Origin of the sequence: Tardiphaga sp., assembly GCF_044340795.1 — a bacterium.
Lineage (GTDB): Bacteria > Pseudomonadota > Alphaproteobacteria > Rhizobiales > Xanthobacteraceae > Tardiphaga.
In genome coordinates this window covers 1-14809 of record NZ_JBIISY010000155.1, presented here as the reverse complement: position 1 = coordinate 14809, position 14809 = coordinate 1, and the positions used below count along the sequence as shown (strand labels likewise).

General features: G+C 62.1%; 12 protein-coding genes and 2 pseudogenes. 3 read left to right on the top strand and 11 right to left on the bottom strand.

Annotated elements, in window-relative coordinates:
* Positions 1-121 precede the first annotated feature (121 nt).
* The gene (locus ACIQ17_RS22025; RefSeq protein WP_398471271.1) at positions 122-499 is read right to left on the bottom strand and encodes an endonuclease domain-containing protein; all 378 of its coding nucleotides are present in this window, start codon (positions 497-499) and stop codon (positions 122-124) included.
* Between the two features lie 168 nt (positions 500-667).
* On the opposite strand from ACIQ17_RS22025, the gene ACIQ17_RS22020 reads away from it, so the two are divergent.
* Both ACIQ17_RS22020 and ACIQ17_RS22015 read left to right on the top strand, forming a co-directional pair.
* Positions 668-1372 (top strand): MgtC/SapB family protein, encoded by a 705-nt coding sequence (locus ACIQ17_RS22020; protein WP_398471270.1) that lies wholly within the window; start codon positions 668-670, stop codon positions 1370-1372.
* Positions 1373-1521: 149 nt separating this feature from the next.
* The gene (locus ACIQ17_RS22015; protein ID WP_398471268.1) at positions 1522-2316 is read left to right on the top strand and encodes a hypothetical protein; all 795 of its coding nucleotides are present in this window, start codon (positions 1522-1524) and stop codon (positions 2314-2316) included.
* Between the two features lie 61 nt (positions 2317-2377).
* Here the strand turns inward: ACIQ17_RS22015 and ACIQ17_RS22010 are convergent, their stop codons facing one another.
* Together ACIQ17_RS22010 and ACIQ17_RS22005 are read right to left on the bottom strand one after the other, a co-directional pair.
* Positions 2378-3868, bottom strand: coding sequence for a hypothetical protein (locus ACIQ17_RS22010; protein WP_398471266.1), 1491 nt, complete (start codon positions 3866-3868; stop codon positions 2378-2380).
* A gap of 292 nt (positions 3869-4160) precedes the next feature.
* Positions 4161-4808, bottom strand: coding sequence for a J domain-containing protein (locus ACIQ17_RS22005; RefSeq protein WP_398471264.1), 648 nt, complete (start codon positions 4806-4808; stop codon positions 4161-4163).
* A gap of 138 nt (positions 4809-4946) precedes the next feature.
* Here ACIQ17_RS22005 and ACIQ17_RS22000 point away from each other — a divergent pair, with 138 nt between their 5' ends.
* Positions 4947-5219, top strand: a complete 273-nt coding sequence (locus ACIQ17_RS22000; RefSeq protein WP_398471263.1) for a BolA family protein — start codon at positions 4947-4949, stop codon at positions 5217-5219.
* A 141-nt stretch (positions 5220-5360) separates the two neighbouring features.
* On the opposite strand, the gene ACIQ17_RS21995 is transcribed toward ACIQ17_RS22000, so the two are convergent.
* The 8 genes and pseudogenes from ACIQ17_RS21995 to ACIQ17_RS21960 form a co-directional block, all read right to left on the bottom strand.
* Positions 5361-5600 (bottom strand): formate dehydrogenase subunit delta, encoded by a 240-nt coding sequence (locus ACIQ17_RS21995; protein WP_398471261.1) that lies wholly within the window; start codon positions 5598-5600, stop codon positions 5361-5363.
* Positions 5560-6414, bottom strand: a complete 855-nt coding sequence (gene fdhD / locus ACIQ17_RS21990; RefSeq protein ID WP_398471259.1) for a formate dehydrogenase accessory sulfurtransferase FdhD — start codon at positions 6412-6414, stop codon at positions 5560-5562. The genes ACIQ17_RS21995 and fdhD overlap by 41 nt, the downstream gene beginning before the upstream one ends.
* A gap of 3 nt (positions 6415-6417) precedes the next feature.
* Positions 6418-9321 (bottom strand): annotated as a pseudogene (fdhF, locus tag ACIQ17_RS21985) (formate dehydrogenase subunit alpha).
* 11 nt (positions 9322-9332) lie between these two features.
* Positions 9333-10901, bottom strand: coding sequence for a formate dehydrogenase beta subunit (locus ACIQ17_RS21980; RefSeq protein WP_398471258.1), 1569 nt, complete (start codon positions 10899-10901; stop codon positions 9333-9335).
* On the bottom strand, positions 10898-11389 hold the full coding sequence (locus ACIQ17_RS21975) for a formate dehydrogenase subunit gamma (RefSeq protein ID WP_398471257.1): 492 nt from the start codon (positions 11387-11389) through the stop codon (positions 10898-10900). Before ACIQ17_RS21975 ends, ACIQ17_RS21980 begins: the two co-directional genes overlap by 4 nt.
* Before the next feature lie 245 nt (positions 11390-11634).
* Positions 11635-12534 carry a LysR family transcriptional regulator gene (locus ACIQ17_RS21970; protein ID WP_398471256.1) on the bottom strand — a complete coding sequence of 300 codons (900 nt, stop codon included), beginning with the start codon at positions 12532-12534 and terminating at the stop codon, positions 11635-11637.
* 264 nt (positions 12535-12798) lie between these two features.
* Positions 12799-13005 (bottom strand): hypothetical protein, encoded by a 207-nt coding sequence (locus ACIQ17_RS21965; RefSeq protein WP_211910563.1) that lies wholly within the window; start codon positions 13003-13005, stop codon positions 12799-12801.
* A gap of 518 nt (positions 13006-13523) precedes the next feature.
* A pseudogene (locus ACIQ17_RS21960) lies at positions 13524-14809 on the bottom strand (hypothetical protein); the annotation flags it as partial.

The following is a 14809-nucleotide window of genomic DNA, read 5'->3' as shown; positions in this document are numbered from 1 at the left end:
GCTTTCGCCTGTGGCACCCCCAGCCCCGGCCCTTCCCCGCAAGGGGGAAGGGTGAACCGAGCGCCGTCGCTCGATATGAGCGAAATTGCATCTCCGTCGATTTAAGCTAAAAGCGCCGCGCTTAATGCTCCCTTCCCCCTTGCGGGGAAGGGTCGGGGATGGGGGTCACCACGCTCTGGATGACCTGAAGCACTCCATCAATATTCTCGAAGACCTCGTGATTCCAGAAACGAAGCACGCGATAGCCGCGGGCTTCAATATAAGCAGTGCGGCGCGCATCTGCTTCGCGCAGCCAATCATGCTGACCGCCATCGATTTCGATCACCAGCCTCGCCTTACGACTAGCAAAATCGACGATGAACGGACCGATGAGCGCCTGACGCCGGAAGTGTGATCCGGCGAGCGTGATGTCGTGTTTCAGCCGTGGCCAGAGTTTTCGCTCGGCGTCTGTTGGCTCGCGGCGCATCTGGCAGGCGAAGGCGTGCTGGCGATCGTTCATGGAGCGACCTCAATCACATCGACGGAGCGTGCGGCCCCCCATCCCCGGCCCTTCCCCACAAGGGGGAAGGGAGATGACGGCCATCGCCAAGTCCAATATCACAACCGACAGGAACTTGCCTGTCCTCCCCATCGTTGCCATCCTCGCGGACTTCGCGAGGAACTGCCGATGCTATCCGACACCGAGATGATGATCCGCCTGCTCTCCGCCGCCGCGCTTGGCAGCCTGATCGGCTTCGAGCGCGAGCGGCTGCTGTGGGCGGCGGGCATTCGCACCCATATGCTGGTCTGCGTCGGCTCCTGCCTGATCATGCTGGTCTCGCAATACGGCTTCAGCCACATCCTCACCCATGATCACGTGGTGCTCGATCCCTCGCGCATCGCGGCGCAGGTGGTGTCGGGGATCGGCTTTCTCGGCGCGGGCGCGATCCTGGTGCGCGGCGAGATCGTCAAGGGGCTGACGACGGCCGCCAGTGTGTGGACCGTCGCGGCGATCGGGCTCGCGGTCGGCGGTGGCCTCTATCTCGCCGCGGGCGCATCGACGGTGATCATCCTGCTCATCCTCGCCGGCATGAAGCCGCTGGAGGAAGCCTATCGCGCGCGCAGCCAGACCTGCATGCTGAAGGTGGAGGTCGAGAACAACGCGCTGACGCCGGAGCTGCTACGCGAGACGCTGACGCTGCGCCCCGGCCAGGTGAAACGGTTTCTGGTGGAGACGCGCGATCCGCAGGGGATCGACGAACTGTCGATCCTGCTCAGCAAGGTGTCGTCGCAGGATATCGCGACCTATCCGGAAAAATTGCAGGAGCTGGATGGCGTGCGCGAGGTGACGGTGGTGAAGCGCGTGAAGGACCGCCCCGCAGGGATGACCTAGGCGCCGAGAGGTTAGCCATCTCCGTTTCAAGTCCTTTTAGTGCACTATCACCACTATCCCCGATATTAACAATCCCGCTTAAGGCGATACTTATCATTTCACAATCTTAGATTTTTCTTGAAAGCTCCCCTCGAGCGGAGGGGCTTTCAATGAAACAATCACATATCGGTTTAGTCGCGATCATCAGCGCAACATGTTTGACGTCATGCATTTCGGCGCCGGTAAATTCTAATATCAATCCCAACACTATTACCCAGAATGCCCAGTCTTGCGGACAATATGGCTTTGCATCAGCTGCGGGTACGCCACCGCGTACCGGGGCCGACCTTTCCCCCTACATGTATGTTCGATACGGGTTCTCAGAGATCAAAGGCCTATGCAGGGGTTTCTTCGACGGGATCGCCGAGGAGAATCGAAGAGCCCGATTTTCAAGAAGGGCCCTGGATTCGAGCGCGCTGTTCGCGACCACTGCGCTCAATGCAACCTTTGCTTCCGCAAAGGCGATCAGCCTGACGGCCGCCGGCGTCATCCTCGCCGACTCCATCATCCAGGATTTCGTCGAAGTGTACACATTCTCGCCCTACGCCTCGCAGATTGAGGCCCTTACGAAACAGGCGATGGACGATTACGAGAAAACGATCATCACCAACTCGAGTGGCTGGCAAGCGGCCGATATGAAATCGCGAGACAACTATTGCCTCGCTGACATCTATATCAAGGAATTTGCCAGTCTTTGTTCTTTGTCATCCATTCAAGCCAAAATGGATGGACTAGCTACCAAACCCGCCATTGTTGTCGCCAAGACCAACGAAACAATTGTCATCAAAGGAGCAGCAGCACCAGTTGCCGCCGTTGCGGCGCCTGTCGTGTTTGTGGCAACTCCGATTCCAGGTGCGCCACTTACGACGACGCCTTTGCCGACAACGAACTACGAAGTCAAATAATCGCCGTGGACACGCGATGCATATCGAACATCCGTATCAATAGAGTAAGGTACGCGAAGCCTCACCGCAGCGCCTGGAAGCGGCTGTCGAAGGAATTGCCCGAGACGACCGGAGCAGCGCCCGACAGTGATGAGCCCGCAGGTGCGGCAGGCTCGGCGACGACCGTCGGCTTCAGCGGCGGACGGGCGGTGGCGACAGCGGTCGGAGCCGCAGCGGGCTTCGCGGGTGCTGGCGGGCTGGCGCGGTTGGTGACGGCGGCCTTCGGCTTCGCTGCGGGCACCGGCACGGCGGCAGGCGACGGCGCCGGCGTTGCCGTCGCGGTGGTGTCATCGCCGCCCATGCCGACCTTCTTCGCGAGATTGCTGAAGAAGCCGCCATTCGACGATGCCGAGGCAACGCGCGTGGTGGCCTCTGCGGCCGGCGCTGCGGGAGCAGCGGTGTCATCCGAGTTCGAGAACATCGAGGCCGCAAACGACGGCGAGGCCGTTGCCATGGCGGTCGCCTTCGGCGGGTTCACATGCGGCGGGATGGTGCCCGGCGCGCGGGTGTAGGCGACGCTCGCATTGCCCGGCAGATCCGGCTCGGACAGGCCGGTGGAGCCTTCCGGAATCTTGGAGGCGAAGATGCGGTTCATGCCGCCATCGATATCCGGACGGCGCTGCGCCATCGGCGTGCCCTTGGAGATCAGCTCCGCGGTCTTGGCATCGTCCGCCGCTTCCTTGGCGCGGACGGCGTCGGCGATTTCGGCCGGCACTTCATAGACCGGGCATTTCATCGATGCATTGAACATCGCCGGGCGCGTCGGGGTCGCATTCGGCACCACCGGATCGAACACGTAGCGCTGCTCGCAGAACTCGACCTTCGGCTCCTGCTTCGTCACCTCGAAATGATCATAGCCCTGCTTGATCATCTTCCAGAACGGCATGTTCGGATTGCTGCGATGACGCGCCATGTTCACCGGCGTCATGCGGAACGGATAGGCCTGCACCTGGAAGGCGCGCTGACCGCCGAAGAAACTCTCGCGGCCGAACGAATAGACTTCCGAGATCTGCTCGTCGGTCATGGCGTAGCAGCCGCGCGACGAGCAATCGCCATGCACCATCAGCTGCGAGCCGGTGCGGCCGAGCGATCGATCGAAAGCGTTCGGATAGCCCATGTTGAAGGACAGATAGAACGACGACTGCGGATTCATCTGGCCCGGCGTGATCGAATAGAAGCCTTCCGGCGCCTGACGATCGCCTTCCTTGATTTTTGGTCCGAGATCGCCCGACCAGCGGCAGATCGGATAGGTCTTCAGCAGCGCGAACTGGCCATTGCGGTTCTGCTTCCAGACTTCGAGCTCGGCTTCCTGCTTGAAGATGCGGATCAGCAAGGGCGACTGCGGGTCCATGTCCTTGGCGGCCATTTCGGCCAGCATCTTTTCCGGGATCGGCTTGTTGGCCTTGGCATTGCTCGCCAGCGACATCTGCTCGCCATTGCAGCCAGCCAACAACGCACCGGCCGACAAGATGGCCGAGGTGAGCAGCGCGCGAACAAGCGAGCGATTGATCAAGACGAAACTCCACAGCCGGCGGGTCACCGACACCCCAAGGAAATGCGGACAAATTAGTCCTAATTCCTTCCGAAATATTAGCCTTACGGCGCCGGGCTCGCAACACAACCGGCTGTGAGCGGCGGGTTCCCGTTCGGCGATGGTCAATAGAGATTGAAGATCGGGTGCCGGGCGGAATTGCGGCAGGCGCGCGAGGACGGCGGGGATGGTTAACCGGAGGTGTGAGTGCGCTTTTGGGCACTTCCCGTGGCCCGGATGGAGCGAAGCGCAATCCGGGCTACGAAGCCGGGCCTTAAGCCCGGATCACTGTCTTCAAGTAGTTGTAAGCCTTGATGACTTCGATCAGGCGGTCTTCGGTGGAGCGGTCGCCGCCATTGGCGTCGGGGTGGTGCTGTTTGACCAGCGCCTTGTACTTGGCCTTGACGTCGTCGAGCGTGGCGCTGGGGCCGAGACCCATAACCTGGAGCGCCTTGCGCTCGGCATTCATGACCTTGCGCTCTTCCGGCTTCGGCGCTTCCGCCTGGGCGCGGCGGCGGCCACGGCCGAGGCCGTTCATCTCGTCGAACATGGAGAACGGGTCGACGGCGCCATCCAGATTGGCCTCGCCGGACTTGCCTTTGCCCTTGGTGCCATTGGCGCCCATCTTCCAGGTCGGACGATGGCCGGTCAGCGCGTCCTTCTGGTAACTGGCAACGGCATCCGGAGCCATGCCCTGGAAGAAGTTGTAGCCCTGATTGTATTCACGGACGTGGTTCAGGCAGAAATGCCAGTATTCCTTGTCCTGGGCGCGGCCCTTGGGCGCGCGGTGCGGGCCCTTGTTCTTGCATTCGGGCCACTCGCACATGACCGAAGCCTCGCGGGCAGCGGCCTGCTGCTTCGCGCTCAGCTTGTTCGGCTTGATGCGGATACTGTCGAAGAATTTGGATGAGTCGATGGGCATGGTTGACTATGACAACGCAACGCAAAAAGCTTCAAGTCTTGACATTCGGATTACCCTCACAGGCGCCCCTGCGCCGTACGATTGACCGTCATGACATCATGATTGCCGCCCGCGGCCTGAGCCGCTAAGCCGGTCATCATGACCATGAAAGATAACATCACAAAGAAGCTGACGGAGGCTTTCGCGCCTCGCAGCCTGACCGTGACCGATGAATCGCATCTGCATGCCGGTCACATGGGCCACCGCCCGGAGGGTGAAACCCATTTCAGGGTCAATATTGTGTCGGAGGCCTTCCAAGGGAAGAGCCGGATCGACAGGCACCGGATGGTGAACACGGTTCTGGCCGCGGAACTCGCGGGAACGGTGCATGCGCTGGCGGTGAAGGCGCAGACGCCGGGGGAAGCGGGGTGACTCGGTGTCATCCCGGCGAACGCCGGGATCCATAACCTCCGGCGGGGTGGTTTGGCTCTGGCAGAGCCATATCGACCGCGCGTTACGAACTCGACAGCGTGTATGGGTCCCGGCGTTCGCCGGGACGACAGCGGAGTGGCGTCACTTCTTCAGCGACGTGATCGCTTCCAGCACGTTCGGCTTCAGCCCTGCCCCGCCATTGTCGATGTGCTCGAAGATCTTCTTCCGCATGCGCGGATCCCAGAACTTCTTGATGTGCTCGGCAATGCCGGCCACCGCATGGTCGTGGCCCTGGCTCTTGAAGAAATCGCCGATCTGATTGGCCATATAGATCAGCCGGTCAGGCGACGACGATGCGTGCGTGGTCGTGTGGGTGTCCATGCTCTTGCCCTGATGCATCCGGCGTCACACGACCCGGATGTGTAAAAACCTCAAAACCGTCCGACCGCGCAATCGCAGCCAGTGTGATGCCTGCAGCTTCCGCCATGCGGATGGCCAATGCGGTCGGCGCCGAGACCGAAACCATCAGCGGTGCGCCGATGGCGGCAGTCTTCTGAACCATTTCCACCGAGACACGGCTGGTCAACAGCACCATGCCCCTGGCAGCATCGACCTTTGCCTGTGCCAGCGCGCCGGCCAGCTTGTCGAGGGCGTTATGGCGCCCGACATCCTCGCGCAGCGCGACGATGCCCTGCTCCGGCGTCCAGAACGCCGCGGCATGAACCGCGCGCGTCTCGATATTGATCTTCTGCAACGGCGCCAGTGCGTCCATCGCCGTCATGATCTGATCGAAGGAGAACGAGCCACCGGGAGCGACCACCGCGGCGGGCTTCACCGCCTCGGTGATGGAGTCGATGCCGCACAGGCCGCAACCCGTGGGACCGGCGATCTGCCGGCGGCGCGCGCTGATGCTTTCGGCCTTGTCTGACGCCAGCCACATACGCAGTTCGACGCCGTCATCGAATTCGACGGCTTCGAAACTCTCGATCTCGCCGATGTCAGCGACCACGCCTTCGCTGAGGCTGAAGCCATAGGCGAAGTCCTGATAGTCCTGCGGCGTCCCCATCATGACGGCATAGGTGCCGCCATTATAGGTGATCGCCAGCGCCGTCTCTTCCGGCACAGCACGCAGCCCCTCGCTGACGCCATTGCGGCGCCAGACCTTTCGGGCAGCTTTGCGAACCGGATCGTGCATGGACTACTCGGCGGCCTCCAGCGGCGCGATACGGCGCGACTGGCGAGCCTGCTCCTCATATTCCTTCTGCCATTCCGACGGGCCGTTGGAGGGCGAGATCTGCACCGCCGTCACCTTGTATTCCGGACAGTTGGTGGCCCAGTCCGAGAACTCGGTGGTGATGACGTTGGCCTGCGTCGTCGGGTGATGGAAGGTCGTATAGACCACGCCCGGCGCCACGCGCTCGGTGATGAGCGCACGCAGCGTCGTCTCGCCGGCGCGGCTCTGCAGCCGCACCCAGTCGCCTTCGCGGACACCGCGCTGTTCGGCATCATGCGGATGCATTTCGAGCCGATCTTCCTCGTGCCAGACGACATTATCGGTGCGGCGGGTCTGCGCGCCGACATTGTACTGGCTGAGAATGCGGCCGGTGGTGAGCAGCAGCGGGAAGCGCGGACCGGTGCGTTCGTCGGTGGCGATATATTCGGTGCGCATGAACTTGCCCTTGCCGCGCACAAAACCGTTCATGTGCATGATCGGCGTGCCCAGCGGCTGCTTCTCGTTGCACGGCCACTGCACGGAGCCTTCCTTCTCCAGCTTCTCATAGGAGACGCCGGCGAAGGTCGGGGTCAGCGCCGCGATCTCGTCCATGATCTCGGACGGATCGTTGTACTTCATCTCGAAGCCGAGCGCCTTGGCGAAGCCGAGGGTGACTTCCCAGTCTTCCATGCCGTTCTTGGGCGACATCACCTTGCGGACGCGCTGGATGCGGCGTTCGGCATTGGTGAAGGTGCCATTCTTCTCCAGGAAGGTGGAACCCGGGAAGAACACATGGGCGTAGTTGGCGGTTTCGTTGAGGAAGAGGTCATGCACGATGACACATTCCATCGACGACAGCGCCGCCACCACATGCGAGGTGTTCGGATCGGACTGCAGGATATCCTCGCCCTGCACGTAGAGGCCCATGAAGGTGCCTTCGGTGGCGGCGTCGAACATGTTGGGAATGCGCAGGCCCGGCTCGGGATTGAGCTTCACGTTCCACATCGCCTCGAACTGCTCGCGCACCGCGTCGCCGGAGAGATGGCGATAGCCCGGCAGCTCATGCGGGAACGAGCCCATGTCGCAGGAGCCCTGCACATTGTTCTGGCCGCGCAGCGGATTCACGCCGACGCCGGAGCGGCCGATATTGCCGGTTGCCATGGCGAGATTGGCGATGGCGATGACCGTAGTCGAGCCCTGGCTGTGCTCGGTGACGCCGAGGCCGTAATAGATCGCGCCATTACCGCCGGTGGCATAGAGACGGGCGGCCGCACGCAGTTCCTTCGGATCGACACCGGTCTGGATGGCGGTGGCTTCCGGGCTGCGCGAGGGTTCGGCGACGAAGCTCGCCCAGTCCTCGAACTCGCTCCAGTCGCAACGCTCGCGCACGAAGGTCTCGTTGACCAGGCCTTCGGTGACGATGACATGCGCCATCGCCGTGAGCACGGCGACATTGGTGCCGGGCAGCAGCGGCAGATGGTGCTGTGCTTCAATGTGAGCCGAGCGCACGATGTCGGTGCGGCGCGGATCGACGACGATCAGCTTGGCGCCCTGGCGCAGGCGCTTCTTCAGGCGCGAGGCGAACACCGGATGGCCATCGGTCGGATTGGCGCCAATGATGACGACGACATCGGTGTCTTCCACTGAGTCGAAATCCTGGGTGCCGGCCGAGGTGCCGAAGGTCGACGACAGGCCATAACCGGTCGGCGAATGGCAGACACGGGCGCAGGTATCGACATTGTTGTTGCCGAAGCCGGCGCGGATCAGCTTCTGCACCACATAGACTTCTTCATTGGTGCAGCGTGACGAGGTGATGCCACCGACGGCATCCTTGCCGTACTTGGCCTGAATGCCCTTGAACTTGCTGGCGGCGAAATTGAACGCCTCGTCCCACGACACTTCGCGCCACGGTTCGGTGATCTTGTCGCGGATCATCGGATGGAGGATGCGTTCCTTGTGGTTCGCATAGCCCCAGGCGAAGCGGCCCTTGACGCAGGAATGACCGCGATTGGCCTTGCCGTCCTTGTACGGCACCATGCGGACCAGCTCCTCGCCGCGCATTTCCGCCTTGAAGGTGCAGCCGACGCCGCACTAGGCGCAGGTGGTGACCTTGGAATGCTCGGGCTGGCCGATCTCGATGACGGCCTTCTCGGTCAGAGTCGCGGTCGGACAGGCCTGCACGCAGGCGCCGCAGGAGACGCATTCCGAACCGAGGAAAGACTCGCTCATGCCCGGCGAGACGCGGCTGTCAAAACCGCGACCGGAGATGGTCAGTGCAAAGGTGCCCTGCACTTCCTCGCAGGCGCGGACGCAGCGCGAGCAGACAATGCACTTGGACGGGTCGTAGGTGAAATACGGATTGGATTCGTCCTTCGCCATCCAGCGATCGTTCTCGCAGGACTCCGGCGAATGATGGGTGTGCTTCGGGCCGGTCTTGGCGAAGACGTGGTTCTCGCCGTCATAGCCGTAACGCACATCGCGCAGGCCGACCTCACCGGCGACATCCTGCAATTCGCAGTCGCCGTTGGCGGCGCAGGTCAGGCAGTCGAGCGGATGGTCGGAGATGTAGAGCTCCATCACGCCCTTGCGCAGCGCGGCCAGGCGGGCGTTCTGGGTGTGAACGACGAGGCCTTCCATCGCCGGCGTGGTGCAGGAGGCCGGCGTGCCTGCCCGGCCTTCGATCTCGACCAGACACATGCGGCAGGAGCCGAATGCATCCACCATGTCGGTGGCGCACAGTTTCGGGATCTTCGTGCCCATCTCCATGGCCGCGCGCATGATCGACGTGCCCTCGGGCACGCTGATGCTCTGACCATCGATGGTCAGCGTCACCATCTTTTCGGACTTGGACTTCGGAGTGCCGTAATCGGTTTCGTGAACGAGCGACATGATGTGCTCCTTTACTCTGCGGCCTGGATTTGCGGCGCCGGGCCGAAATCATCGGGGAAATGCTTGAGCGCGCTCATCACCGGATACGGCGTGAAGCCGCCCAGCGCGCAGAGCGAGCCGAATTTCATGGTGTTGGAGAGATCCTGCAGCACCGCGATATTCTCGGCCACGCGTTCGCCGCGGCGGATCTTGTCGATGGTCTCGACACCGCGGGTGGAGCCGATGCGGCAGGGCGTGCACTTGCCGCAGGATTCGATGGCGCAGAACTCCATGGCGAAGCGCGCCTGCTTCGACATGTCGACCGTGTCGTCGAAGATCACGATGCCGCCATGGCCGATCAGGCCATCGCGCTTGGCGAAGGCTTCGTAGTCGAACGGCGTGTCGAACAATTCGCGCGGGAAGTAAGCGCCGAGCGGGCCGCCGACCTGCACCGCGCGCACCGGCTTGCCCGTAAATGTGCCGCCGCCAATGTCATCGACGAGTTCGCCCAGCGTGATGCCGAAGGCGACTTCGAACAGGCCGCCGAACTTCACATTGCCGGCGAGCTGGATCGGCATGGTGCCGCGCGAACGGCCCATGCCGTAATCGGCGTAGGCCTTCGCACCATTGTCGAGAATGAACGGGATGGCCGCGAAGGACAGCACGTTGTTGATGACCGTCGGCTTGCCGAACAGACCCTTATGCGCCGGCAGCGGCGGCTTGGCGCGGACCAGACCACGGCGGCCTTCGAGCGACTCCAGCAGCGACGTCTCTTCGCCGCAAACATAGGCGCCGGCGCCGACGCGGACTTCGAGATCGAATGAATGCGCCGAGCCCTTGATCTTGTCGCCGAGCCAGCCAGCGCGTTTCGCAGCAGCAATGCCCGCATTCATCGCCTCGACGGCATGCGGATATTCCGAGCGGATATAGATGTAGCCCTTGGTGGCGCCCACCGCGATGCCGGCGATGGTCATGCCCTCGATCACCACGAAGGGATCGCCTTCCATGATCATGCGGTCGGCAAAGGTGCCGCTGTCGCCCTCGTCCGCATTGCAGACGATGAACTTGCGATCGGCTTGGGCATCGGCAACGGTCTTCCACTTGATGCCGGTGGGGAAGCCCGCACCGCCACGGCCGCGCAGGCCGGAGGTGGTGACATCGGCGATGATGCCGGCGCCATCCATGGTCAGCGCGCGAGCGAGGCCCTTGTAGCCGCCATGCGCTTCGTAATCGGCGACCGAGCGCGGATCGACGACGCCGCAACGGACAAAAGTGAGACGAGTCTGCTTTTTCAGCCAGCTGATGTCGTCGGCAATGCCGAGGCGGAGATCATGCGGGCCGTCGGCGACCATCGCATCGAGCACCGAGGCGACGTCCTTGTCCTCGACCGGGCCGAAAGCAACGCGGCCCTTCGGTGTGACGACTTCGACCATCGGCTCGAGCCAGAGCAGGCCGCGCGAACCGTTGCGGATGATTTCGATGTCGAGCTTGCGCTGCTCGGCCTGCGCTTCGAACGCAGTGACGAGTTCGTCGGCGCCGACACAAACAGCGGCGGCATCGCGCGGGATGTAAATCTTCAAAGTCTTGTTAGACGAGGTCATCGCTGTGCCTCCGCAACCAGCGCATCCATGCGCTTCTCATCGAGGCGACCGACCAGTTTGCCATCGAGCATGGCCGATGGCGCAGTGGCGCAGAGGCCGAGGCAGTAGATCGGCTCCAGCGTCACGCGGTCATCGGCGGTGGTGTTGCCGAGCTTGACGCCAAGTTGCTGTTCCGCGCGTGCCGCAAGCGCATCGCCACCGGCGGCCTGGCATGCCTCGGCGCGGCAGATCTTCAGCACGCGCTTGCCGGCCGGCTCATGCCGGAAGTCATGATAGAAGGTGAACACGCCATGGACCTCGGCGCGCGACAGGTTGCGCGCCTCGGCGATCATCGGAATGGCGGGCTCCGGGACATAGCCGAAGACCTCCTGGATCGCATGCAGGATCACGATCACCCCGCCTTCCACATGGGAATGGCTGATGATGATCTCGGTACAGCGCGCAGCGCTCCAAGGTTCAAACCTATTGGGTTCGTAGACAGCGTTCATCCCGGGCACTCTTTGGTAATCTTAGAAAACCGATCAAAATTGGAATCGATCCAAAGATCAATAAAGCTGTCTCATGCTGCGATACGGAAAAGGCATCAAGCGATTGGCGGAGTTGGCCATTTTGACGCAGGGAGCTGAGGACGCCGTGCCGTAGGGCGCATGAGCCGAAGGCGTAATCCGCCGGCCGAGTGCTTGGTGAAACTCCGCGGCGGATGACGCTGCGCTCATCCGCCCTACGCCAGAGCTCAGCTTTCCAGCGACGGCGCCACTTCGCGGGCGACCTGCACCAGCGCAGCCACCAGCGGCGTCATCGGATCGCGCTGCGGAACCACCAGACCGACGCCATAATTCACGATGGGGTCGACGATCGGGATCATCCGAACGGAGCCGGTGGAGGTAAGACCCAGCGTCTCCGCCAGCTTGGCCGGCATCACGCTGGCCCAGCGGCCGGTTTTCACGTGCGTATACAAAACGATGATCGAATTGGACGTCAGCGTCGGCCGAGCCTCCGCGCCGACCGATTTGAGCGCGCGATCGATGATGCGGCGGTTCTGCATGTCGGGCGTCAGGAGGCACAGCGGCACCTGGCCGACCTCGGCCCAGGTGACCTGCTTGCGGTCCCCGAACATACCGTCCGGCGAGGTCAGGAGGCGATAGCTCTCCTTGTAGAGCGGGATCGAGCGCACCTTTCCGAGCGGCTCGTTCTCGATATAGGTCAGCCCGGCATCGACCTCGAGATTTTCCAGCAGGCCGAGCACCGCAGCCGAAGTGCAGGACACGATACGGAACTGGACATCCGGATGCCTGGCGCGGAACGGCGTGGTCAGCGACGCCACCATGCCGAGCACGGTCGGGATCGCGGCAATACGGATCTCGCCGGACAGGCTGTCCTTGAGGCCGTTGATTTCCTGCTTCATGGCGCGGGCATCGCCGACGATGCGGCGCGCCCAGTCGAGCGCACGCTCGCCTTCCGGCGTAAATCCCTGGAAACGCGAACCACGCTGCACGAGCATCACGCCCAGCATGTCCTCGAGCTGTTTCAGGCTGGTGGACATGGTCGGTTGCGTCACGCCGCAAGCCTCCGCGGCGCGGCCAAAATGGCGCTCCTTGGCAAGGGACAGCAGTAATTCCAGCTTGTCGATCAACTGCGTTTCGCTCCGACCGCCACATGGTCACGAGGTTGCACGCAGAAGCGTGTGTGGCCTGGATGATGTCCGCCTCGCGCATCAACATAGAGCGTGGCTTAGTCCGGCTGCAACCCACAGCAGGCGGCACAACGGTGCGAGACCCTACGCATAAAGCATTACGGCCCGACCTGATGGCCGAGCCCGCAACGCTTTATCGATGAAGGGAAAGAAGGGGATTGCCAGCCGCGCCATCGGAACCGCCGATGGCGGGCGGCGGAAGGATCAACCGAGCGGGCTGATCTGCTCCTCGGTCACAACACGCTCGACATTGTCGGCCTTGCTGCGGATGCGATAACGGGCACGACCATCGGCTTCGATCGGCAGGCGACCGGTGATGGTGTAAATCGCGCGCTCACGGGCACCGGTGCGGCCCTGCGGACCCTGCAGCTGGTGGTGGACGTCGTCATTGATTGCGTAGTTATGCGCCATAATTCATACTCTCCACGATGTGCGCTTTTTAGCCACAACAATTCCAAAAATCAAGAATTCATGAGCAATTTCTGCCAGATAGCCCGGCAGAACTGCTATGCGCGCACGGTTAGTTCGCCATAATCGTGAGCTGCATGCGACCGAAACAAGCGCGCGTTGCTGCCGTGGCGAGCAGTGATTCCATTGCGATTTGAGGAGGTTGGGCGATTCGGGAGTGCCGCAGGCCGTCGAAATAAGGCGTTAACAAGCCATTAACGCCAACTGGACTCGATCCGACCATGATACCGCGCAAACAGAAATATTGATGCCCGCAACCGCATCTTGCGCGTGCAGAACGCACAAACCGAAAAGCCACCGGCGGGGCATCGCCGATGGCTTCGGAGGTCTACATTAGACGCAGTCTCCTGAGAGACTTGGCCGTCAATGAAATTGCCGGCTGCGCAGCAAAAAGATTACATGAGCAAGATCGTTGAGCGCAATACCTGATTTACTCAATCAATCGGTTTTATTGTTGCGGGTTATGGCGTTACCGTAAAATGCTGCGGTGCGAGCCCGGCCATCCGCCGCTGCTGCATCGTTCTGAAGGCCGTTTCGATGTCGCGGGTTATCTGCCGTGTATCGAACAATGGCGCGACCGAACGGCCATGGGCCAGTTTCGCGCGGATAGCTGGCAACTGCATCGGATGCCGCGCCAGTTCGATCGCACGTGCTTCGAATTCTCTGCTGTCGCGCGTGATCAATTCCGGCAGATCAAGCGCACGAAGCAAGCTGGCCGCGACGCGTCCTGCAAAAGTGCGTCCTTCGCAAGTGAGCAGCGGCAATCCTGCCCATAGCGCATCGCTTGCGGTCGTATGCGCATTGTAAGGCAACGTATCCAGAAACAGATCGGCACAGCGATGTCGCGCCAGATGTTCGGCAGGCGGCAGGCGCCTTGCGAAAATCAGCCGCGCCGGATCGACACCACGCCGTTCAGCTTCGCGGCGGAGATTCGCAACGGCGGTTTCGTTGTCATCGAGGAGCCAGAGAACGCTTCCCTCAACACCGAGGATAATACGCATCCAGCTATCGAAGACAGCAGGCGTGATCTTGTAGGCGTTGTTGAAGCAACAAAAGACAAAACCGTCCGATGGCAGGCCACAGTCTTCGCGCGCAGGACTCTCCGCCGCGATGGGGCGGCGATCGTCATTGGCCTGATAGCAATGCGGCAGCCAGGCGACCTTCTCGCTGTAGAACCGGCGATGCTCGGCCGGCAAGACATGCGGGTCGGCGATGATGTAGTCCATGAAGCCGGCGCCGAGCGTACCGGGAAAGCCGAGATAGTTGACCTGGATCGGCGCCGCGCGCCGGGCAAACACGCCATTCCGCTGGCCGCCGAAATAGCCGTTGAGATTGACGAGAATGTCGATGCCCTGCGCGCGGATTGCGGCCGTCGCCTCGACATCTCCCATCGCCGAGATGTCGACGATGCGATCGACCGCCCGCGCAATGCGCTGCCGCGTCGGCCCGTCGTCGTCAAAACCATTGTCGAAGGCGACGATCTCGAAGGCGCTCGTGTCATGCTGTTCGAGCACACCGACCAGCAGAAGGGACGTCGCCTGTTCGCGAAATTCGCCTGAGAGGTAGCCGACGCGAATCTTGGCGCCCGGAGCGAGTGCTCCAATATTCTTCGGGGGCGCCGCTTTGCCGAACTGCGCGGCATTGGCGAGTTCGGCGCAGCGCTGCAGGCTTGCTTCAGATGCGGCGATGCCCTGCCAGCCGAATGGTTCAGCCGCGAACTTGCCGGCAGCGAGGTCCGTTTCGATTT